Below are 20,928 nucleotides of genomic sequence, written 5' to 3'. Positions count from 1 at the left end.
TAACATAATTTCCCCTTTTGCTATATAATTAACATTAATTGATGAAAATAGTATGACATATTGGTGGTGAAAAGGTGGAACTTTCCAAAAGACAAGAACAGATTATCGAAATAGTTAAAGGAAACGGTCCGATTACCGGTGAACATATAGCTGACCAATTAAATTTAACACGGGCTACGCTAAGGCCGGATTTAGCTATCCTGACAATGTCAGGATTTCTGGATGCAAGACCTCGAGTCGGATATTTTTTCACAGGGAAAAACGGGTCGGAATTACTAACGGAACAAATTAGAAAATATAAGGTACATGAATTTCAGCAGGTTCCCATTGTGGTAAAGGAAAGTGTCTCTGTTTATGATGCCATATCAACCATGTTTCTGGAGGATGTTGGGACATTATTTGTAGTAGACGAAAAATCCTGTCTGACTGGGGTGCTTTCAAGAAAAGATTTACTGCGTGCAAGTATTGGGCAACAGGATTTAAGTTCGGTACCCGTTCATATCATAATGACTCGAATGCCGAATATAACAGTATGCCGAAGAGAAGATTTACTCATAGATGCTGCATACAAACTTATTACAAAGCAAATCGACGGCTTACCGGTTGTTAAAGATACGGATGTAGGGTTGGAAATCGTGGGTAGAATTACAAAAACAACAATGACAAAATTGCTGGTAGAATTAACAACAGACGAACAGATTTAACTTTTAGGGATGGAGAGGAGTTTTATTAATGAATACTCAACCAATTGTATATGTCTTGTCTGACTCTGTCGGTGAAACTGCCGAATTAGTAGTGAAAGCAGGATTAAGTCAGTTCACTAATGGTGATTACAAGATTCAGCGTGTACCATATGTTGAAGATAAAGAAACGATTGACGAATTTCTTCAGATCGCGAGAGAAAAAAAAGGTATGATTGGCTTCACGCTCGTTGACCCTGAACTGAGAAGGTACCTAAATGATCAATCAAAAACGATGAATGTAGAAGCGATAGATATCATGGGCCCAACAATGGATGCCATGGAACGTGTTTTCGACAGTACACCTCGTCTGGAAGCTGGTTTAATTCATAAATTGGACGAGGATTATTTTAAGAAAATTGAAGCAATTGAATTTGCTGTCAAATATGATGATGGAAGAGATCCACGTGGTATTGCAAGGGCTGATATTATTTTAGTTGGCGTCTCCCGAACTTCCAAAACGCCTTTATCACAATACTTAGCACATAAGCGAATTAAGGTAGCCAATGTACCAATTGTTCCCGAAGTTGAGCCACCGGAAGAACTTATGGTTGTTGACCCTTCTAAATGCATCGGGTTAAGAATTACGGCTGATAAATTAAATGGTATCCGCAAAGAAAGACTGAAAGCACTTGGGCTTGGAGACCAGGCAACATATGCTAACATGGAAAGGATTCACCAGGAACTTGATTATTTCAATAAGGTTATAGATAGAATTGGTTGTGAGGTCATTGATGTTTCCAATAAAGCAGTTGAAGAGACCGCGAATCTGATTATGCGAATGATGCAAAAGAAAGAAATATAATAATTTATTCTAAGTGAACATATCCTTTAATAAGCTTATTATTAAAAACGTTCTGCACTGATATGGGCAGAATGTTTTCTTTTGCAGAAAAACAAGGCCTTTAATTAGAAATATTATAAGAAATGTATTATAATAAATTTTTGTGTCCTCATATATGTGTAAAAAATAGGATATGTGGCTATTCTGAAAAATAAAACATTCATAATAAAGAAGGATTCTTGCATGTTTATGTAGAATTAAACCATATAGCAACAATTAAATGCCTTCTTTCTTTATTCATTTGTTTATAATTCACCAGCTGGAGGTACAATGGTAACTAAATATGGAGTAACAATAGCCTTCTTAGAATGACTGAACGTACAGAGGGTGATTTTTTTCGGGATTTGAGAAAAATTTGTCGAAACGTGAAGGATTTTTCAAATTAGTCACGAATATTAGTATAGTATGGTGGTTATTATATGGCCAATAATCAAATACCTGAAGAGGTTATCGAAGAAATAAGAAAGTCCAATAATATTGTGGATATTATTGGTGAGTATGTTCAGTTAAAAAAACAGGGCAGAAACTATTTTGGTCTTTGTCCATTCCATGGTGAAAAAACCCCTTCTTTCTCTGTAACACAGGAAAAGCAAATATTTCATTGCTTTGGATGTGGTAAAGGGGGGAACGTTATAACCTTCATGATGGAAATGGAAAATTTTTCTTTCTATGAGGCAATAAAATTTCTTGCAGACAAAAGTGGTACGACACTTCCTGATTCTGGTATAAAAAAGGAATCATCGATGTCCCAGGAAAGCCAAAGTGTTCTTTCTGCCCATGATTGGTTAACTAAACTTTATCATCACCTTCTGAGATATACAAAAGATGGAAAAGAAGGGTACCAATACATGAAAGATAGAGGTATTGGCGATGAAGCGATAGAAACTTTTCAATTAGGATTTGCACCAAATGTAAAAGATTTTGTCGCAGAATTTCTCACCAAAAAAGGGTTTCAGCAACAGCTACTGGTTAAAGCAGGAATCTTATCCCAATTAAATGATAATGATGTAACAGATCGTTTCAGGGGAAGAATCATGTTCCCTATTAGAAATCATATAGGAAAAACAGTTGCATTTGGCGGACGTTCGATTAATGAACAGGAACCAAAATATTTAAATAGTCCGGAGAGTGAGTTATTTCAAAAGGGTAAGCTGTTGTACAACTTTGATTTAGCTAAAAAACATATACGTAAAGAGAATGAAGTCGTATTATTTGAGGGATACATGGACGTTATCTCCGCTTATCAGGCAGATGTAAAAAATGTAGTGGCAACACTTGGTACTTCCTTAACAGAACCACAAGCGAAACTTTTAAATCGTTACGTAGAAACTGTGATTATATGCTACGACGGGGATCATGCAGGACTTGAAGCGACATATAAAGCTGCAAACTTATTACGGAAAACGGGTTGCTCAATAAAAGTGGCGAAACTTGATAATGATATGGATCCTGACAGTTTTATTCAACAGCATGGTTCAGATGCGTTCAAAAACAAGGTTATAAAAGCAAGTGATACCTATATGGGCTTTTATATGCGATACCTTAAAATGGATTTCAACCTGAAGATTGAAGGAGACCGGATAAAATATATTGAGAATGTATTGAAAGAACTTGCGATGATTGAGAGTTCCATCGAAAGGGAATATTATTTGAAAGAGATTAGCAATGAGTACAACATCTCTATCGAATCTTTAACCTCTGAAATGCATGGATATAGGCAAAAACAGGGAATCCCTAAGGATAATCAGCAAAAGAACAGATATACTAATAAGACTACAATCTCACAGCGCAATAAAAAGTTGCTTCCAGCTTTTTATAATGCAGAGAAGAAACTTATCTCCTATATGCTTCAGGATTCGTACATTACAGATAAGGTTAAAGACGAATTAGGTGCTGGATTTAATGTGGATGATCATAAAATTATTGCTACACACTTATACGCATTTTATGAGGAAGGTCATTCACCAGATATAAGTTTATTTATTGAAAGGTTGAATGATGATCGATTAAAACAACAAGTGGTTGAGGTAGCAATGATGCCGGAACTGAATGAAATCAGTGACAGGGAAATTAATGATTATATCCGAATTATCTTAAATGAATCAAATGATTCGTTGAATATAAAATCACTAAAAGAACAGCAAAAACTAGCTGAACAGCAAAATGATCCGCTAAAAGCAGCACAAATTGCTATGCAGATCATTGAGATTCAAAAACATTTAAAAAATATTTCAAAGTAGACTGGAAGGAGGGGGACTCATGGCCGAAAATAAGCCTTCGCAAACAAAAGATACTGAACTAACACTTGAACAGGCAAAGGAAAAATTGGTTGAAATGGGTAAGAAACGTGGTACATTAGCCTATGAAGAGGTGGCAGACCGTCTATCCAATTTTGAAATTGAATCCGATCAAATGGATGAATTTTATGAGCACCTGGAAGAACAAGGTGTGGATGTGATAGGTGAGTCAGAAGATGACCCCAATATGCAAAAGATTGCAAAAGAAGAAGAATTTAACCTAAGTGATTTAAGTGTGCCACTAGGTATTAAAATAAATGACCCTGTCCGCATGTACTTAAAAGAAATAGGGCGAGTTAATTTATTATCAGCAGCTGAGGAAATCGAACTGGCTTCCCGCATTGAAGATGGCGATGAAGAAGCTAAACGCCGCTTGGCGGAAGCTAATTTACGTCTTGTTGTAAGTATTGCTAAACGGTATGTTGGCCGTGGCATGCTTTTCCTCGACTTGATTCAAGAAGGTAATATGGGGCTGATTAAGGCTGTAGAAAAGTTTGACTACCGTAAAGGCTTTAAATTCAGTACGTATGCAACATGGTGGATTAGACAGGCAATTACACGCGCAATTGCTGATCAGGCAAGAACGATCCGAATACCTGTGCATATGGTGGAAACCATCAATAAACTCATTCGTGTTCAACGATCCTTACTACAGGATTTAGGTCGGGAACCATCACCGGAAGAAATCGGTGAGGAGATGGAACTTAGTCCTGAGAAAGTACGGGATATCTTAAAAATAGCACAGGAACCGGTATCACTCGAAACTCCAATTGGGGAAGAAGATGATTCCCATCTCGGAGATTTTATCGAAGATCAGGAAGCTGTTTCACCATCTGACCATGCAGCATATGAATTACTGAAAGAACAGCTCGAAGATGTATTGGACACTCTCACAGATCGGGAAGAAAATGTATTACGTCTTCGTTTTGGTTTAGATGATGGACGTACAAGAACGCTTGAAGAAGTCGGTAAAGTTTTTGGGGTTACGAGAGAACGTATCCGTCAAATTGAAGCAAAGGCACTTCGTAAACTTAGACATCCAAGCCGAAGCAAACGTCTGAAAGACTTTTTAGACTGACTAGGTAGTCATTGTTCACGTGCTGTGTGAATAATGACTTTCCCTATACCTGTTTTTTAGAGCAGCAAAATCAAAATAAAGCATCCTACATTGGGGTGAAAGAACATGGCGGATGAACGAACCGCTATTATTGTTAAAGAAATTAAGTACTGGAAAGAACATCGACTGCTTCCTGAAAGATATTGTGATTATTTATTGGCACTCTATACGAATGGGCAGGAATTATCAGATAAAGCTGACGATGATGATATACGGAGTCAGTGGACTCCATACATCATCATCCACTTTATTTTATTGCTCTCCATGATACCGGTTTCATTTCTTGTAGTTTATTTTACTGAATTTCTTCCGATTTTGCAAATTAGTATATTAACTCTTTTTTGTATATACGCTATTGGGCTTTATGTATACTTTCACGGCAATGGAAATGAATATGTTCAATTTCCTTTATTTGTGGCATTATTACTGGTGCTCTTACTAACTTTATCAGTCAGCAATTTTTTAGCATCAAATAGCATCATTAATTTAGTTATCATTCTGGTAAATTTTACACTATGGCTGTTCATAAGTATTGCTAAGGAAATTAAAATATTACGGATTGTCAGTATTTTGTTGATTGTATTCGCAATCGGTTATATTGTTTTTAAAAATTTCGCAGCTTAATCCTTTAAAAATTATCAAAATTCAAGTAAACTATATATAGTCTTTTATAGATTTATAATGGGGATACATAAGGAGGAAACATAATGAGAAAAAACCCAGTTGTGCCATACGCAATTATTGCGATTTTAGGGGTACTAACAGTAGTAATTATTTCCGTTGTCGGATTGAATCAGCGAGCAGATATTCAACAAGCTGAAGAAGGCGGCGAGCAATCAGAAGAAACACAAGAAGGTGAAACAGCTGGTGGAGATGCAGATGCAGTATATCAGGCTAATTGTTCTGCTTGTCATGGCGCAGACCTATCCGGTGGAGCCGGTCCTGACTTAACTGCAGTTGGTTCCAAATATTCAGCAGATGAAATTGCAGAAATTATTCAAAATGGTGTTGGAGCTATGCCAGCACAATCACAGGTTGCTGGAGAAGAACTTTCAGCCCTTTCAGAATGGCTTAGTGAAAAACAATAATCTTAATAAGTAATAGGTGAACAAAAGATTAAGCTTTCTGCCAAAAACAGAAAGCTTTTCTTTTTTAGCAGATAGGAAGCCAACATGCCTCCGCTCTGCGCAACCACCGTCTATTATCATAACGGATTATATAAACAATTAAGGCTTTCGTCCGTGACTTGGCGAATGCCAAGTTTTCTAAAAGGAGAACATGATGAATAACAATCTAAAACTTTCAAACCGATTATTAACAGCAGCCTCGTTCCTACCGAATGGAGCTTATTTTGCAGATATAGGTTCGGATCATGCCTATTTACCATGTTATGTTTGTCTCTCTGACCCAACAGCAAAAGCAATTGCTGGTGAAATTAACGAAGGTCCTTTCGATAGTGCGAAAGCTACGATTCGTACCTATAATCTTAATGAGCAAGTTGATGTCAGGCTCGGTGATGGATTGGAAGTATTGCAGCAAGAAGAAGTCAGCCAAATTATCATTGCAGGTATGGGAGGCTCTTTAATTAAAACTATTTTGGAAAAAGGTAAATCTAAATTATCTAGGGTAGAGCGAATTATTGCACAACCGAATGTAGATGCTAGAAATGTTAGAAGATGGTTTTATGAAAATGATTATATATTGACGCATGAGGCTATATTGGATGAAAACGACCATATATATGAAGTTCTTGTTGCAGATAAAGTGTCTGATAGCAACCCATATTCCAAAGAATTTATGGAAAAGGAATTATTGTTTGGTCCGTTGTTATTAAGAAACAAGTCAGCAGTATTTAAGGAAAAATGGACACTTGAACATCAGAAGTTAACCAAAGTCATTGCGCAAATGAGAAATGCAAGTACACCAGATTCTTCTAGAATTAAACTTTTTGAAAGAGAAATAGCTTGGATGGAGGAGGTATTAAAGGATGAAAAGCAAAGTCCTAAATAACTCAGATATTTTTCGTATCATGGAGAATTGGGCTCCTAAAAGTTTGGCATATGAGTGGGATAACGTCGGACTGCAAATAGGTTCTTACCATAAACCAGTGAAAAAAATATTGGTTACACTCGATGTTACGGAATCCGTAGTCGATGAAGCGGTTGAAAATGATGTTCATTTAATCATCGCACATCATCCTTTATTGTTTAAACCGATGAAACAAGTTAATATAGAAACTGCTCAGGGTAAAATTATCCAAAAACTGATAAACAATGGAATTACAGTTTATGCAGCACATACCAATCTGGATGCTGCAGATGGTGGTGTGAATGATATGCTTTGTGATTTATTAGGAATCGATCAAAGGGAAATTCTATTGGAGACAAGCAATGAAAAATTATATAAAATTGCAGTCTATGTCCCTGAGTCGCATGTAAAAGATGTAAGTGTATCCCTAAGTGATAGTGGTGCTGGACATATCGGAAATTACAGTCACTGTACATTTCAATCTAAAGGCCAAGGAACTTTCAAACCCCTTGAAGGAACAAATCCATTTATTGGAGCCGAAAATGAAATCGAAATAGTGAATGAAGTTAAACTGGAAACAATCGTTCAACAGTCCAATCTTCAGAACGTTATTAATCATTTAATTGATGCCCATCCTTATGAAGAAGTCGCCTACGATATCTATCCACTTGAAAATGAAGGAAAACAATATGGAATTGGTCGAATTGGAACACTGAATAAACCAATGGATCTCAAGTCATTGTGTGTACATGTGAAAGAGGTTTTGGACGTTCCTGCACTTCGCGTGACGGGTAATCTCAATAAGAAAGTAAAGAGCATCGCAGTACTAGGTGGAAGTGGCGAAAAATATATCCATACTGCCAATCGGAAAGGTGCAGATGTCTATATTACAGGGGATATGTCATTCCATATTGCCCAGGAAGCAGAACAGATAGGACTTTCCGTTATCGATCCTGGGCATTATATTGAGAAAGTGATGAAGAAGGCAACCAAAGAGTATTTAGAACAGAAGCTAAAACAGAACAAAGTTGAAATATTAATATCCACTACGAATACAGAGCCATTTACATTTATGTAATCGAAAAAACAAAAGGAGTATTCCCTATATGAAAAATAATTTTAATCATTTCGCTTTTCATCCCATACTACAAGACATCATTGGCAGTCTGGGTTTTAAACAACCAACAGAAATACAGGAAAAAGTTATTCCGGCTATATTAAAAGGTCAGAGTGTGATCGGACAATCCCGTACAGGTTCAGGTAAGACACATGCCTATCTATTACCGTTGTTTAACCAAATAGACACCAAAAGACAGGAAGTACAATTTGTCATAACTGCCCCAACAAGAGAATTGGCAACACAGATCCATGAGGAAGTCAGGAAAATGATTCACTATGCAGAAAAAGATGGTAAATGGATAGCTAAACTTCTCGTTGGTGGGACAGATAAACAGAAAATGGCAGACAAATTAAAAACACCTCCACATATAATTGTTGGTACGCCAGGAAGAATTCTTGATTTAGTTAAAGATAATGCCTTATCTATTTATTCCGCTTCTTCTTTTGTAATTGATGAAGCAGACTTGATGTTAGATCTTGGCTTTATTAATGAAGTAGATCAACTACTAGTCAGATCTAAAAAAGATATTCAATTAATGGTATTTTCAGCTACCATTCCGCAACGACTGCAACATTTCTTTAAGAAATACTTGGAAAACCCTTTGTATGTACAAATTGAAGAGCATTTTTCTCCCGAAACGATGGAGCATCGATTAATTGCACGTAAACATCGAAGTGAAGCAGATATTATCATGGATATCTCAAAAGTAATTCAACCTTACTTGGCCATTATTTTTACAAATGGTAAAAAACAAGCAAATGAACTAGCAGCATCTCTCCAAGATCGCGGATTGGATGCAGGTTTAATTCATGGTGGTCTTACCCCTAGAGAGCGTAAACGTGTCCTTAAAGAGATTCTTAGTCTTCGCTATCAATATGTAGTAGCTACTGATTTGGCAGCACGGGGAATCGATATTAAGGGTGTCAGCCATGTAATCAATGCCCAAATTCCAAAAGAGGAAGAATTTTATATTCATCGTGTAGGTAGAACTGCCAGAGCTGGTATGGAAGGAACCGCCATCAGTCTATATGAAGAATCAGATCTTGATTTGGTTAATAAGCTTGAACAAAAAGGTTTAACTTTTTCCTATGTTGAAGTTAAAAATGGGGAATGGAAAGAGGCCAAACCATGGAATGAACGTCAATTGCGTACTAACAAGACCACAAATGTAGAACAAGAAGCATGGAAAAAGGTGCATAAAACAAATAAAGTTAAACCTGGGTACAAGAAAAAAATGAAAAGACAGCAGGAATCCATTAAAAAACAATTGAATAAGAAATCTAAATATAATAAATAGAGATGAAATGATGAAGTAGTACAGGGAGAGGTGTAGTAATTGTTAAAATTAGGATCTCATGTATCCATGAGTGGAAAGAAAATGTTACTTGGTTCTAGTGAGGAGGCCACTTCTTACGGTGCCAATACATTTATGATCTATACGGGGGCACCACAAAATACGAGAAGAAAACCAATAGAAGAATTGAATATAATGGAAGGTCACGAACATATGGGATTAAATGGTCTTTCGGATATTATTGTTCATGCACCTTATATTATTAATATTGGTAATTCAGTTAAACCAGAGACATTCGAATTGGGCGTGAACTTTTTAAGGAATGAAATCGATCGTACAGAAGCACTAGGAGCAAAACAAATTGTCCTTCATCCCGGAGCACATGTTGGAGAAGGTGCTGAAACAGGAATCAAAAAAATCATTGAAGGATTGAATGAAGTACTTGTAAAAGACAGTAACGTGCAAATCGCTCTGGAAACAATGGCTGGAAAAGGTTCGGAAATTGGTCGCAACTTTGAAGAATTAGCAAGGATCTTTGATGGTGTTACACATAATGAGAATTTATCAGTTTGTATGGATACTTGCCATATTCATGACTCAGGATATGACATTATCGATGATTTTGATGGTGTCTTAAATGAATTCGATAAAATTATTGGCGTGGATCGAATAAAAGTAATCCATGTGAATGACAGTAAAAATGAACGTGCTGCACATAAAGACCGCCATGAGAATATTGGCTTTGGTTATATTGGATTTAAAGCACTCCATTATGTCGTTCATCATCCTCAACTCCAGGACTTACCTAAAATACTGGAAACACCATATGTAGGAACCGATAAGAAGAATAAAAAGGCCCCATATAAATTGGAAATCAACATGCTTAAAGACGGGAATTTTGTTGAGGACCTTAAAGAAAAAATTATGGAAGCATAGTTACAGGGAGGAATAACAACTAGTTGTTATTCCTCTTTTTAGTCAAACAAATGTTGTAGTCCATAAGAACGGATGATTTCATCGAATAATTTTTGTGCTTGTTTGGCGGTTTCTTTATCGGTAATCACAGCTAGTTGCACAAACATTACATCACGAGATGCTGCATCGAATGGATCCGGGGAATTTTTTCTTAAGTACTCCGTTATAAGACGTGCTTGTTTCTCAGATATTTTAAATCCATATTGCTTACTGTAGTGCAATAATTCCTCCGTACGAATGTTCTTCAACTTATTTTTCACCATTTCTTTAATAAACATTGACATATCAGATTCTCCTTTTTATATACGTAGTATTCTATGCTGCGCTTTTAAAAAATGTAACCACATTCGCTTATTCCAAAATATAACATCAGTATTAGACGAATCTTTCCATAAACTATAGTTGCACCTCATCAATGCATACGAGGAGGTAATGATTATGGACGAATTCAAAAATGGGCGGAACAAAGATGTACAGGTTCCTCCAAAACATGGAGAAAATCACGGAGAGACCGTTAAAAATCAAGATTTTGTAGGTATTGAGCCCGATAGTTCAAGAAATGAGGAATATGCAGCAGAGATAACTGCAGACGATTATGAACAGAAGCGAGAGGAAGGTATCGGAACGGATGATGGTGTAATGATGTATGGATGGATTGCCATCGCGCTTTCAGCTATCTCTTTCTTTATGTGGCCTATTGTTCTTGGCGCTGCGGGAATTATTGTCGGATTTGTATCGAGAAGTAAAGGTGCAGATACGTTAGGAAACATAGCAATCGCTGCTGGTGCAATTTCCATTTTAATCACCTTGTTTATATTACCGTTTGTTTAAGTTAAAAAAGAGAGGCTGACTTAGTGCAGCCTCTTTCTTTATGCGTATTTCTAAACGGTTATGGAGTATACACCGGAAAATAATAAACGGTATATGGCTGCAGTTTGTATGGATCTGTGGTCGGGTTTAGTTCTTCAAAATGCTTCAATATTTGTTGAAGATCCATTTGTGCCAAACGATCCTGATTAATTGTCTCAGTAATAGACAGGACAGTATCTCCAGGGAAAACTTTAACATGTGCAATAGAATACGCATTATTAACAATGACATTTTCTTCCTTATTAATAACTGTTGTAGAAGAAGGATTGGTATTTATATCTTGATAAATACTGATTAAAAGCAATATAATGAATAGATATAAAGAAAACCTTTTTAAAGTATACATATGTTTCCTCCTTTTTGGATGAAACCATTTACATGTTCATACGTATTACACAAGAGGGGAGGAAAATAAATGGATATTTTTGAATTACAATGGATCGGTTTCATCATTACTTTTTTTGGTACGTTATTTTTAATTGGTGAAGTTCTTGTTAACATGCGAGGCTTCTTTGGATTACTGGGTATAGGATTTATAACGGTATATTTTGCAGCCTATGTGCAGAGTGGATCTTTCATTCTTATGCTTATTATATATTTTGTAGGATTATTACTTATTATCATCGATGGTAAAGTTGTTAATGATGGCACACTTGCCACCTTGGGTCTGGCTAGTATGCTGACTGCAGTGGCACTGGCTGCCCCCGACTTCACTTCCGGACTCTATGCAGTATTGGGGGTTCTTCTTGGTAGTGGCGCATCCTTCTTCTTTTTAAAAGTTTTTAAGAAGCGAGAGATGTGGACGAAGCTTGCTCTCAAAGATCAATTAACCAAAGAGGCAGGATATAACTCCATGAATATGGATTACGAATTGTTATTAGGTCAGGAAGGAATTACCTTGAATGATCTTCGGCCAGTTGGAACAATAAAAATCAACAATAAAGATTACAGTGCAGTATCGGATGGTCAGTGGGTAGAAAAGGGGAGTAAAGTAAAGGTAGTTCAAGTTGATGGAACGAAAATATTGGTTGAAAAAATTTCATAAAACGTTCATAAAAAAAGACAATTCACTTGATAGTGAATTGTCTTTTTTATTTGACTGATATGGATATGCTGAATGAAATATTGCTTATATGGGTAGTTAATAAATATAGGTAAAAAAAGAATTGTAAATTTAATGTAAACTTTTTAATAAAACCTTTACAAGTGATTCATAAATCATTAATAATGGTTAGGGTATTAAACGACATATTTCAACAATTACTGAAGGGCGGATTTAAATGGATATACAAGCATTGATTTTTGAATTCATTGGTGGTTTAGGTATTTTCCTCATTGGTATTAAATACATGGGGGACGGTTTACAAAAAATAGCAGGTGACCGATTAAGAGAGGTTTTAGATAAATTTACAAGTAACCCTTTTATGGGTGTATTGGCTGGTATTGTCGTAACGATACTTCTTCAGACCAGTACAGGTACAACGGTATTAACAATCGGGTTGGTTAACGCAGGATTTATGACGTTTAGACAAGCAATTGGTGTTATTATGGGTGCCAACATAGGTACCACTGTTACAGCGTTTATTATTGGTATTGATATTGGAGCTTACGCACTTCCTATTGTTGCACTAGGAAGCTTCCTGATTTTCTTCTTTAAAAATCCAAAAGTTGGTAACATTGGACAAACGATATTTGGTTTTGGAGCATTATTCTTCGGTCTCGAATTAATGAGCAGTGGAATGTCACCATTACGTAGTTTAGAAGCATTTCATGATTTAACCGTAAGTATGAGTTCAAATCCAATATTAGGTGTGGTTGTTGGTACGATATTCACCTTAATCGTTCAAAGTTCCAGTGCAACCATCGGGGTTCTACAATCACTTTATGGACAAGGGGCAATTGGGCTAAATGCAGCACTCCCAGTATTGTTTGGTGACAATATTGGTACAACCATTACGGCAGTTCTTGCATCACTTGGTGCATCTGTAGCGGCTAAAAGAGCGGCTGCAACTCATGTAGTCTTCAACGTGGTAGGTACGACGTTCGTGCTCTTGTTGTTAGGCGTATTTACACAGCTGGTCATTTTCTGGCAAACGCAATTTAATTTGAATGAAGAAATGACAATTGCTTTTGCACACGGTAGCTTCAATATTCTTAACACAATAATCCAATTTCCGTTTATAGGAGCATTGGCTTGGTTAGTTACTAAACTGATTCCAGGTGAAGATACCCTTATCGAATATAAACCAAAGCATTTGGACCCTATATTCATTCAACAATCGTCAGCATTGGCGCTGGATCAAGCGAAGGCAGAAGTAATCCGTATGGGTGAATATGCACACAAAGGGCTAGAAGAGTCTCATTTATATGTAACAACACAAAATCCAAAACACTCTGAAATGACGATGCAAATTGAAGGTGCAATCAATAATCTTGATCGTAAAATAACAGAGTATCTTGTGGATATATCTGCAGGTTCACTCTCAGAGGTTGAAAGTGCAAAACACACATCATTGATGGATACAGTTAGAGATATTGAACGGATTGGAGATCATTTTGAAAACGTGATTGAATTAATTGATTACAAAATCTCAAACAAAGTAATATTAACTGAGGGAGCAATGGAAGATCTCAACAATATGTTTGATTTGACAATTATAACGGTCAAACAAGCAGTAAGTGCCCTGGAAAATATGGACCGAGAAGCAGCACTTGAAGTGGTTCAAAAAGAGGATCAAATTGATAAAATGGAACGCAAATTCCGTAAAAAACATATTATACGTATGAATGAGGGCCTATGTAGTGGTTCTGCTGGTATTGTATTCGTTGATATTATCAGTAATCTCGAACGTGTTGGAGATCATGCTGTTAATATTGCAGAAGGCGTATTGGATGAATAAATAGAAACTAGAAGAGAGAGGGGTCATTACAACCTCTCCTTTTTTTACTCATCAGACAAAAATCAACAAAATTAGACATTTTTTAACTCTCATCCTTGAAATTACATAAATAACATGCTATTATAAATATCGCAGTCTTGAAATAGGTACTACATAAAAAGTTTTGCGAGGACGCAAAAAAATGGTTGACAGAATTACGTAGACATGGTAAATTAAATAACGTTGTTATTAATGGATAACAAATAATTACTACTATTCCACAGTAGCTCAGTGGTAGAGCTATCGGCTGTTAACCGATCGGTCGTAGGTTCGAATCCTACCTGTGGAGCCAAGTGGCGGTGTAGCTCAGCTGGCGAGAGCGTACGGTTCATACCCGTGAGGTCGGGGGTTCGATCCCCTCCGCCGCTACCAATTTAAATAACAATATGGCGATCGTGGTGAAGTGGTTAACACACCGGATTGTGGTTCCGGCATGCGTGGGTTCGATCCCCATCGGTCGCCCCATTTATTTTAAATTAAAAAGGACCCTTAGCTCAGTTGGTTAGAGCTATCGGCTCATAACCGATCGGTCGTAGGTTCGAGTCCTACAGGGTCCACCATAAACTTGCGGAGGTATACCCAAGTCCGGCTGAAGGGATTGGTCTTGAAAACCAACAGGCGGGTCAAACCGCGCGGGGGTTCGAATCCCTCTACCTCCTCCATTTTTATTTATACATAATACAATTTGGTTTCGTAGTTTAGTCGGTAGAGCAAAACCGCAAACATCTTGAATAACAACATTGTAGGTTTTGCGAAGAGTGCAGCATCACCGAAAATTCTTGCAACAGGACGGGCAGAATGCTTCCAGAATTTGCTTCGAAATCTTATCAAAAACAGGAAATATATTCAGATTATTATTTTATACGGCTTGGTAGCTCAGTCGGTAGAGCAGAGGACTGAAAATCCTTGTGTCGGCGGTTCGATTCCGTCTCGAGCCACTTTTGAAAACAAGCAACCAGCTTGTTTTTTTCTTTAGCAAAAATTGTATTTTTTTATATAATTATGTCTTCTGAAACTTTAAATAATATAAAGCATAAGATTTGCAAGTATACGAAACCTCTGATAACCTTCTATATAAAGGGATTTTAATTCCTTTATATCATTTTTATTTGAGGAGGAAGTTTAATTATGGCGAAATTTGAATTACCAGAATTACCGTATGCATATGATGCATTAGAACCAGCAATCGACAAAGAAACGATGAACATCCACCATACGAAGCATCACAACACGTATGTTACCAAATTAAATGCTGCATTAGAAGGTCAGTCAGATCTTCAAAATAAATCCATTGATGAGCTAATCAGTAACTTGGATGCTGTACCTGAAAGTGCACGTACCGCAGTTCGCAACAATGGTGGTGGACATGCAAACCATAGTCTTTTCTGGAAACTATTATCACCAAATGGTGGCGGTGAACCATCTGGTGAATTAGCTGACAAAATCACGGAAAAATTTGGTAGTTTTGATAAATTCAAAGAAGAATTTGGAACAGCAGCTACTGGACGTTTTGGCTCAGGCTGGGCATGGTTAGTAGTTAATAATGGAGAGCTAGAAGTAACAAGCACTCCGAATCAGGATTCACCACTAACGGATGGTAAAACTCCATTATTGGGTCTAGATGTATGGGAGCATGCGTATTACCTTAAATATCAAAATAAGCGTCCTGATTATATTTCAGCATTCTGGAATGTTGTTAACTGGGATGAAGTTACTAAAAACTACAACGAAGCAAAATAAAACTATCATTAAACACGCGGAAAATTATCCGCGTGTTTTTTTGTATATAAGTTACTCCTTCGCTTACACTATTAGAGATGCAAAGGAGTCTTCTTATGATAAAAAATGTAATGAATTTTTTTCGAAAAAAAATGGATCGTAATAGAGATTTATTCATCTTGTTGCTGATAGGCGGTTTATATTCTGCAGGGATTTTCCTATCAAATACATTTGTTAATATTTATCTTTGGAAGCAGTCAGGAGATTATCTTACAATCGCGTTTTATAATCTGGCAATCGGTTTATTTCAGACGATTACCTTTGTTTTAGCAGGGCGATTGGCTAAAAAATGGGATCGTATTATTGTTTTACGATTAGGCGTATTCTTTCTGTCACTATTTTTTCTTAGTGTGCTTATAATTGGAGAAAATGCAGCAACGTATAACTTTATGCTCGGGAGTCTGCTTGGTATAGGGTATGGGTTTTATTGGCTAGCATTTAATGTGTTAACATTTGAAATTACAGAGCCGGATACAAGAGACTTTTTTAATGGTTTCCTTGGTATATTACAATCTTTAGGCGGTATGACAGGGCCTCTATTTGCTGGGTTAATTATTGCACGGATGACAGATAATGTCGGTTATACCGTTATATTTGCAATATCATTCTTTTTATTTGCATGTGCAGTTGGTACCAGTTTCTTATTAAAACGCCGTGGCGCTGAAGGAGTATTTCACTTCAAAAGAATTATGGACGAGCGTCATCATAATAAAAACTGGAAGAGAATACTTCATGCACATTTTTTCCAAGGGTTACGCGAAGGTATATTTGCATTCGTTATTTCCATCTGGGTTTTCCTGGTAACAAAGAGTGAATTAGCACTTGGTACGTTTAATATGTTTCTCTCTGGACTATCTGTTATTTTTTATATGGTTGCAACGAAGTTCATAAAACCGGCAATGCGAAAAAAAGCAATTCTTTTTGGTGCGTTGGTTCTTTACTTTTCTATTTTTATTATACTGTTTGAAATAAATTATTTTTTATTGATGGTTTATGCAGTAGTTATTGGTATTGCATATCCTGTGATAAACGTTCCATATGTCTCGCTAACCTTTGATGTAATCGGGAAGGCCTGGAAAGCAGGCGAAATGCGCGTAGAATATATTGTTGTCAGAGAGTTATTTTTAAATTGTGGACGAATTATCTCCATTTTAATATTTCTTGCAGGTGTTTATTTCTATGAAGCAGAAGAGATCATACCAATTTTACTGGCTGTTTTAGGAGCTGGACATATTGTAATTTACTTTTTTGTGCGAAATATCTTTTTAGGAAGTTCGAAAAAGAAAGAAGTTATGTTAAAGGATCAATTATCTGACGAAAAAAACCGATGAATATGGTAAAATCAATATTGTAGTTTATACAATAGAAAATTACTTATCGCATTGGGGGAGAACGAATGAAAAATAAGAAAAAGAAAACACAACTTCCCTTTCGTATCAATATATTGTTCTTTGTTGTATTTTTATTATTTTCCGTTTTAATTCTTCAACTTGGTGTCGTTCAGATTCTTAATGGAGAAGATTTCCAGGATGAGATTGAACGAACTAATCTGGATACAACCAAAACCCCGGTACCACGAGGGAAAATATATGATCGATATGGGAATGTCATTGTCGATAATAATGCAGTATATTCGATTACCTATACTCCACCAAAAGGAGTACAGGCAGAAGACAGACTCGAAGTTGCTGAAAAACTGGCGGAATATATTGCTATGGACGATGAGGATACGCTAGAACGAATTACGGAAAGAAACAAGAAAGAATACTGGTATTTACTAAACAAGGAGGAAGCTGACGGCAGACTTTCGGAGATAGAAACAGAAGGAATGAGCAATGCAGAAGTTTATAATATAACACTTGATTTAATTACGGAGGAAGAGATCAGTGATTTCAGTAAACAGGAACTGGAAGTAATTTCCATAAAAAAAGAACTCGATAAAGCATATTCTCTAACACCTCAAGTTGTAAAAAATGAAAATGTGACAACTGAAGAATATGCAGTGGTCGCAGAACATTTAGATGAAATGCCAGGTATAAATGCAACAACTGACTGGAATAGGGAATATCCTTTTGGAACAACGCTAACCAGTTTACTCGGATCCATTTCCTCACAGGATGAGGGAATTCCTGCTGATGAGGAAGAATCTTATCTAAGTAAAGGTTATAGTAGAAATGATCGAGTCGGAAAAAGTGGTTTGGAACTGCAATATGAAGATCTTCTGCGAGGAAGGAAAGAGCAAATACAATATACAACAACGAAAAGCGGGACCGTCATCGATTCAGAAACAATTGTGGAAGGGGAACGAGGGAAAGACCTTGTTTTAACTATTGATATGGAGTTCCAGGAAGAGGTTGATAAAATTGTTGAGGAAGAGCTGAAAGCGGCTAAGAGTCAATATCCGTATGAAAATCAATATTTGACTGATGCCTTGGCTGTAGTCATGAATGCGAAGACAGGAGAACTTTTAGCAGTTTCCGGAAGTCATTTTAATAAAGAAAAGAATAGATACGAGGATGGGGGCTTTCGGGCACTTTCTGATGCACACACTCCTGGATCTGTCGTAAAGGGTGCAACCGTTCTTGCAGGACTTGATTCTGGTGTTATTTCACCTGGGGAAGTAATCTATGATAGACCAATTAGAATAGGCCAAAATGACATAATGCGGTCCTATTCCAATAATATAGGTTCAGTTAACGACATTACTGCACTGCAAAAATCATCCAATGTTTATATGTACTATATCTCTTTACGTATGATGGGTGAAAACCGCTATCCATTTCCGAATTTTGAAAGTGTTAATCGAACAAATCCAAACGCTTTTCAAACATTAAGAAACTATTTCAATCAATTTGGGTTAGGTGTTTCTACTGGAATTGACTATCCAACTGAATCAACAGGATATCAAGGAAGCGCTAATAAACCAGGTGACATGATGAACCATGGTATTGGCCAGTTTGATACATATACAGTGATGCAACTCGCACAGTATGTATCAACAATTGCGAATGATGGCTACCGGGTAAGACCTCATTTTCTAAAGGAAGTTCGAGAACCACTTGCATCACAGGATGTACTAGGTCCCGTATATAAATCAGTAAACACGGATGTTATGAATAGAATTACGATGGATGATAGTTATATTGATCGAGTTCAAGAAGGTTTTCGCCAAGTTTTCCAACAAGGTGGAACAGCTTACAGGCATTATAATGATGCAGATTATACCGTTGCAGGAAAAACGGGAACAGCCGAAATTACAGTATTTGATGATGGGGAAACAGATACCTTAAGCCATAATTTAGTCGGTTATGCGCCATACGAAGATCCCGAAATCGCTTTTGCCATTATTGTGCCGACTACCGGAGAAAACACGAATAATATTTCAAACCATAAGATAGGAAGAAAAATCCTGGATACTTACTTCGAATTAAAAAAAGAAAGAGCGCAAGTAAGTCTGGATGAAGAAGAAGAACAAGAAAATACTGAAGACGAGGAAGAATAAGTTTTTTCTAAAAGACTACCATCCCAAAACAAAAGGTTGGTAGTTTTTTGATTTAATAAGTATAAATTACATTAAATTTACTATTTCTTAATAAAAGTTAGCTATAATAAAAGGTAAACATAAAATACAGTTAGACGGGGGTATATAAATGGCGACACGTAATCAGTTTCAAAATGAACTCGATGTATTAAATGAAGATATTATTGAATTGGCCAATGCCAGTGGTCAGGCTTTGGATGAGTCGATTGATTCCTTATTCAATCAAGATGTGGAGCTTGCTAAACACGTCATAGAAAATGATAAAAAAATCGACCGAAAAGAACTGGAAATCAACGATAAAACTATTTTGCTAATTGCTAAACAGCAACCAGTTGCAACCGATTTGAGAAGGGTAATTACGGCATTGAAAATTCTTACAGATATTGAGCGAATGGGTGATAACGCTAAAAATATAGCTAAATCCACGATTCATTTAGGAAAGAATTCCTCTGCCATCCCATCTGATCTTAGGCAAATGCATCAAATGACAAAGGATATGCTGTTTTCAGCAACACAGGCCTTTAAATATGAAGATATTTCGGTTGCAAGAAAATTAGCTGATATGGATGATGAAGTAGATAAATTATATAAAACCATTGTTAGTGAATTACTTGGAGAAACAGCCACCCATCCGGATAAAATCCAATATGTGATGCAAATCGCGTTTTGTGCAAGGTATCTTGAACGATTTGCAGACCATATAACGAATATCGGAGAGAGTATTCTGTACTTGGTGAAGGGTGAGAATTTTAATTTAAACTAATTAGTTAAGGCAGCAAGGGAAAGTTCCTTGCTGCCTTTTTTTTTAATTGGATATTTTTTCAGCGATTTGATAAAAGCTCATACCGCTGGATAGATCATAGGATCCAATTTGTACTTTAAGACTATATTCATGTTCATCTAAATAACTGTTAAATTCCGAAGCATTTTCGATAATTTGATACTCTGCGAGAAGAGAGCTGATATCTGAAGATGCCATTCCTGGACTGATTGTTAGTGTATAGCTGACAGCGTCTTCTGTTTCATCTTCATTTGTTGAAGTAGATTCCTCCGTTTCTTCCTGTTTAGCTTCCACTTCTTCACTAGCATTATCTTGCTCTTTTGAATTGGTTTCTGGCTGTTTGTCGGATGTATCTTCAGAAACCACCTTTTCCTCCGATGGTGTTTCTTCTGTTTCCGAGTCACTACTTACGCTTAATGATATATATTCATCCTTTGTAAGGACGGTATATCCTTTGTCTTCTATCACTGGAATCATTTCTTCCGGTTCCAAATCTTCAGCCGACTGAACTGGATCATCAATAAAATAAAATGCAATCAGAAGGATAACGCCACTGGTAAGCAACCCTACCGAAAAAGAACGTACAGTATGTTTCATAAAATT

Annotated in this window: 20 protein-coding genes and 6 tRNA genes; 23 read left to right on the top strand and 3 right to left on the bottom strand. The window is 36.6% G+C overall.

The genetic code is table 11. From position 1 onward, the window contains the following. The first annotated feature begins 74 nt into the window (after positions 1 to 74). The 10 genes from ACHABU_RS01320 (at position 75) to ACHABU_RS01275 (ending at position 10,376) form a co-directional block, all read left to right on the top strand. Positions 75 to 704 carry a helix-turn-helix transcriptional regulator gene (locus ACHABU_RS01320; protein WP_435761466.1) on the top strand — a complete coding sequence of 210 codons (630 nt, stop codon included), beginning with the start codon at positions 75 to 77 and terminating at the stop codon, positions 702 to 704. 28 nt (positions 705 to 732) lie between these two features. Next, on the top strand, positions 733 to 1,545 hold the full coding sequence (locus tag ACHABU_RS01315) for a pyruvate, water dikinase regulatory protein (protein ID WP_435761464.1): 813 nt from the start codon (positions 733 to 735) through the stop codon (positions 1,543 to 1,545). 458 nt (positions 1,546 to 2,003) lie between these two features. After that, positions 2,004 to 3,824 (top strand): DNA primase, encoded by a 1,821-nt coding sequence (gene dnaG, locus ACHABU_RS01310; RefSeq protein WP_435761462.1) that lies wholly within the window; start codon positions 2,004 to 2,006, stop codon positions 3,822 to 3,824. Positions 3,825 to 3,843: 19 nt separating this feature from the next. Continuing rightward, positions 3,844 to 4,959: an RNA polymerase sigma factor RpoD gene (gene rpoD / locus ACHABU_RS01305; protein WP_435761460.1), complete on the top strand. Its 1,116-nt coding sequence runs from the start codon at positions 3,844 to 3,846 to the stop codon at positions 4,957 to 4,959. Between the two features lie 105 nt (positions 4,960 to 5,064). Next, positions 5,065 to 5,622 carry a hypothetical protein gene (locus ACHABU_RS01300; protein WP_435761458.1) on the top strand — a complete coding sequence of 186 codons (558 nt, stop codon included), beginning with the start codon at positions 5,065 to 5,067 and terminating at the stop codon, positions 5,620 to 5,622. 83 nt (positions 5,623 to 5,705) lie between these two features. Then, positions 5,706 to 6,086, top strand: coding sequence for a cytochrome c550 (cccA, locus tag ACHABU_RS01295; RefSeq protein ID WP_435761456.1), 381 nt, complete (start codon positions 5,706 to 5,708; stop codon positions 6,084 to 6,086). A 193-nt stretch (positions 6,087 to 6,279) separates the two neighbouring features. Next, positions 6,280 to 7,008, top strand: a complete 729-nt coding sequence (locus ACHABU_RS01290; RefSeq protein WP_435761454.1) for a tRNA (adenine(22)-N(1))-methyltransferase — start codon at positions 6,280 to 6,282, stop codon at positions 7,006 to 7,008. After that, entirely contained in the window at positions 6,986 to 8,104 is a 1,119-nt protein-coding gene (locus ACHABU_RS01285; protein ID WP_435761452.1) for a Nif3-like dinuclear metal center hexameric protein, read from the top strand. Before ACHABU_RS01290 ends, ACHABU_RS01285 begins: the two co-directional genes overlap by 23 nt. A gap of 28 nt (positions 8,105 to 8,132) precedes the next feature. Then, on the top strand, positions 8,133 to 9,443 hold the full coding sequence (locus tag ACHABU_RS01280) for a DEAD/DEAH box helicase (protein ID WP_435761450.1): 1,311 nt from the start codon (positions 8,133 to 8,135) through the stop codon (positions 9,441 to 9,443). 39 nt (positions 9,444 to 9,482) lie between these two features. Continuing rightward, a complete protein-coding gene (locus ACHABU_RS01275; protein ID WP_435761448.1) occupies positions 9,483 to 10,376 on the top strand; it encodes a deoxyribonuclease IV in 894 nt (297 codons plus the stop codon). A 38-nt stretch (positions 10,377 to 10,414) separates the two neighbouring features. Here the strand turns inward: ACHABU_RS01275 and ACHABU_RS01270 are convergent, their stop codons facing one another. After that, complete coding sequence (locus ACHABU_RS01270; protein ID WP_435761446.1) at positions 10,415 to 10,699, bottom strand: DUF2624 domain-containing protein; 285 nt, start codon at positions 10,697 to 10,699, stop codon at positions 10,415 to 10,417. Between the two features lie 148 nt (positions 10,700 to 10,847). Between ACHABU_RS01270 and ACHABU_RS01265 the strand changes: the two genes are divergently transcribed. Then, positions 10,848 to 11,246, top strand: a complete 399-nt coding sequence (locus ACHABU_RS01265; protein ID WP_435761444.1) for a hypothetical protein — start codon at positions 10,848 to 10,850, stop codon at positions 11,244 to 11,246. Positions 11,247 to 11,304: 58 nt separating this feature from the next. Here the strand turns inward: ACHABU_RS01265 and ACHABU_RS01260 are convergent, their stop codons facing one another. Further along, positions 11,305 to 11,631, bottom strand: coding sequence for a hypothetical protein (locus tag ACHABU_RS01260; protein WP_435761442.1), 327 nt, complete (start codon positions 11,629 to 11,631; stop codon positions 11,305 to 11,307). A gap of 69 nt (positions 11,632 to 11,700) precedes the next feature. Between ACHABU_RS01260 and ACHABU_RS01255 the strand changes: the two genes are divergently transcribed. From ACHABU_RS01255 to phoU, 12 genes are all read left to right on the top strand, one after another. After that, positions 11,701 to 12,330 carry an NfeD family protein gene (locus ACHABU_RS01255; RefSeq protein ID WP_435761440.1) on the top strand — a complete coding sequence of 210 codons (630 nt, stop codon included), beginning with the start codon at positions 11,701 to 11,703 and terminating at the stop codon, positions 12,328 to 12,330. A gap of 235 nt (positions 12,331 to 12,565) precedes the next feature. Further along, entirely contained in the window at positions 12,566 to 14,185 is a 1,620-nt protein-coding gene (locus tag ACHABU_RS01250; protein WP_435761438.1) for a Na/Pi cotransporter family protein, read from the top strand. Between the two features lie 256 nt (positions 14,186 to 14,441). After that, a tRNA-Asn gene (locus ACHABU_RS01245) sits at positions 14,442 to 14,516 on the top strand. Positions 14,517 to 14,519: 3 nt separating this feature from the next. Beyond that, positions 14,520 to 14,596: transfer RNA gene (locus tag ACHABU_RS01240), tRNA-Met, on the top strand. 17 nt (positions 14,597 to 14,613) lie between these two features. Continuing rightward, a tRNA-His gene (locus ACHABU_RS01235) sits at positions 14,614 to 14,689 on the top strand. A gap of 18 nt (positions 14,690 to 14,707) precedes the next feature. After that, positions 14,708 to 14,784 (top strand) — tRNA-Ile (locus tag ACHABU_RS01230). Positions 14,785 to 14,793: 9 nt separating this feature from the next. After that, a tRNA-Ser gene (locus ACHABU_RS01225) sits at positions 14,794 to 14,886 on the top strand. Between the two features lie 203 nt (positions 14,887 to 15,089). Next, positions 15,090 to 15,162 (top strand) — tRNA-Phe (locus ACHABU_RS01220). Between the two features lie 190 nt (positions 15,163 to 15,352). Continuing rightward, positions 15,353 to 15,964 carry a superoxide dismutase gene (locus ACHABU_RS01215; RefSeq protein WP_435761436.1) on the top strand — a complete coding sequence of 204 codons (612 nt, stop codon included), beginning with the start codon at positions 15,353 to 15,355 and terminating at the stop codon, positions 15,962 to 15,964. 95 nt (positions 15,965 to 16,059) lie between these two features. After that, positions 16,060 to 17,334 (top strand): MFS transporter, encoded by a 1,275-nt coding sequence (locus ACHABU_RS01210; RefSeq protein WP_435761434.1) that lies wholly within the window; start codon positions 16,060 to 16,062, stop codon positions 17,332 to 17,334. Positions 17,335 to 17,399: 65 nt separating this feature from the next. Beyond that, positions 17,400 to 19,505 (top strand): peptidoglycan D,D-transpeptidase FtsI family protein, encoded by a 2,106-nt coding sequence (locus tag ACHABU_RS01205; RefSeq protein WP_435761432.1) that lies wholly within the window; start codon positions 17,400 to 17,402, stop codon positions 19,503 to 19,505. Positions 19,506 to 19,653: 148 nt separating this feature from the next. Continuing rightward, positions 19,654 to 20,307, top strand: a complete 654-nt coding sequence (gene phoU / locus ACHABU_RS01200) for a phosphate signaling complex protein PhoU (protein WP_435761430.1) — start codon at positions 19,654 to 19,656, stop codon at positions 20,305 to 20,307. Between the two features lie 42 nt (positions 20,308 to 20,349). On the opposite strand, the gene ACHABU_RS01195 is transcribed toward phoU, so the two are convergent. Further along, a complete protein-coding gene (locus ACHABU_RS01195) occupies positions 20,350 to 20,922 on the bottom strand; it encodes a hypothetical protein (protein WP_435761428.1) in 573 nt (190 codons plus the stop codon). Positions 20,923 to 20,928 lie beyond the last annotated feature (6 nt).

The sequence above is a fragment of the Oceanobacillus sp. CF4.6 genome, assembly GCF_051262635.1.
Lineage (GTDB): Bacteria > Bacillota > Bacilli > Bacillales > Amphibacillaceae > Oceanobacillus.
The sequence above is the reverse complement of the archived record's forward strand: the minus strand, read 5'-3'. Positions and strand labels throughout refer to the sequence as shown.

Excerpts from the sequence above, each read along its gene's own strand:
- ACHABU_RS01300 (WP_435761458.1), top strand. The coding sequence starts at position 5,065 with ATGGCGGATGAACGAACCGCTATTATTGTTAAAGAAATTAAGTACTGG.
- ACHABU_RS01195 (WP_435761428.1), bottom strand. The coding sequence starts at position 20,922 with ATGAAACATACTGTACGTTCTTTTTCGGTAGGGTTGCTTACCAGTGGC.
- ACHABU_RS01260 (WP_435761442.1), bottom strand. The coding sequence starts at position 11,631 with ATGTATACTTTAAAAAGGTTTTCTTTATATCTATTCATTATATTGCTT.
- ACHABU_RS01205 (WP_435761432.1), top strand. The coding sequence starts at position 17,400 with ATGAAAAATAAGAAAAAGAAAACACAACTTCCCTTTCGTATCAATATA.
- ACHABU_RS01285 (WP_435761452.1), top strand. The coding sequence starts at position 6,986 with ATGAAAAGCAAAGTCCTAAATAACTCAGATATTTTTCGTATCATGGAG.
- ACHABU_RS01210 (WP_435761434.1), top strand. The coding sequence starts at position 16,060 with ATGATAAAAAATGTAATGAATTTTTTTCGAAAAAAAATGGATCGTAAT.
- ACHABU_RS01270 (WP_435761446.1), bottom strand. The coding sequence starts at position 10,699 with ATGTCAATGTTTATTAAAGAAATGGTGAAAAATAAGTTGAAGAACATT.
- ACHABU_RS01250 (WP_435761438.1), top strand. The coding sequence starts at position 12,566 with ATGGATATACAAGCATTGATTTTTGAATTCATTGGTGGTTTAGGTATT.
- ACHABU_RS01290 (WP_435761454.1), top strand. The coding sequence starts at position 6,280 with ATGAATAACAATCTAAAACTTTCAAACCGATTATTAACAGCAGCCTCG.
- phoU (WP_435761430.1), top strand. The coding sequence starts at position 19,654 with ATGGCGACACGTAATCAGTTTCAAAATGAACTCGATGTATTAAATGAA.
- dnaG (WP_435761462.1), top strand. The coding sequence starts at position 2,004 with ATGGCCAATAATCAAATACCTGAAGAGGTTATCGAAGAAATAAGAAAG.
- ACHABU_RS01215 (WP_435761436.1), top strand. The coding sequence starts at position 15,353 with ATGGCGAAATTTGAATTACCAGAATTACCGTATGCATATGATGCATTA.
- rpoD (WP_435761460.1), top strand. The coding sequence starts at position 3,844 with ATGGCCGAAAATAAGCCTTCGCAAACAAAAGATACTGAACTAACACTT.
- ACHABU_RS01315 (WP_435761464.1), top strand. The coding sequence starts at position 733 with ATGAATACTCAACCAATTGTATATGTCTTGTCTGACTCTGTCGGTGAA.
- ACHABU_RS01255 (WP_435761440.1), top strand. The coding sequence starts at position 11,701 with ATGGATATTTTTGAATTACAATGGATCGGTTTCATCATTACTTTTTTT.
- cccA (WP_435761456.1), top strand. The coding sequence starts at position 5,706 with ATGAGAAAAAACCCAGTTGTGCCATACGCAATTATTGCGATTTTAGGG.
- ACHABU_RS01280 (WP_435761450.1), top strand. The coding sequence starts at position 8,133 with ATGAAAAATAATTTTAATCATTTCGCTTTTCATCCCATACTACAAGAC.
- ACHABU_RS01265 (WP_435761444.1), top strand. The coding sequence starts at position 10,848 with ATGATTATGGACGAATTCAAAAATGGGCGGAACAAAGATGTACAGGTT.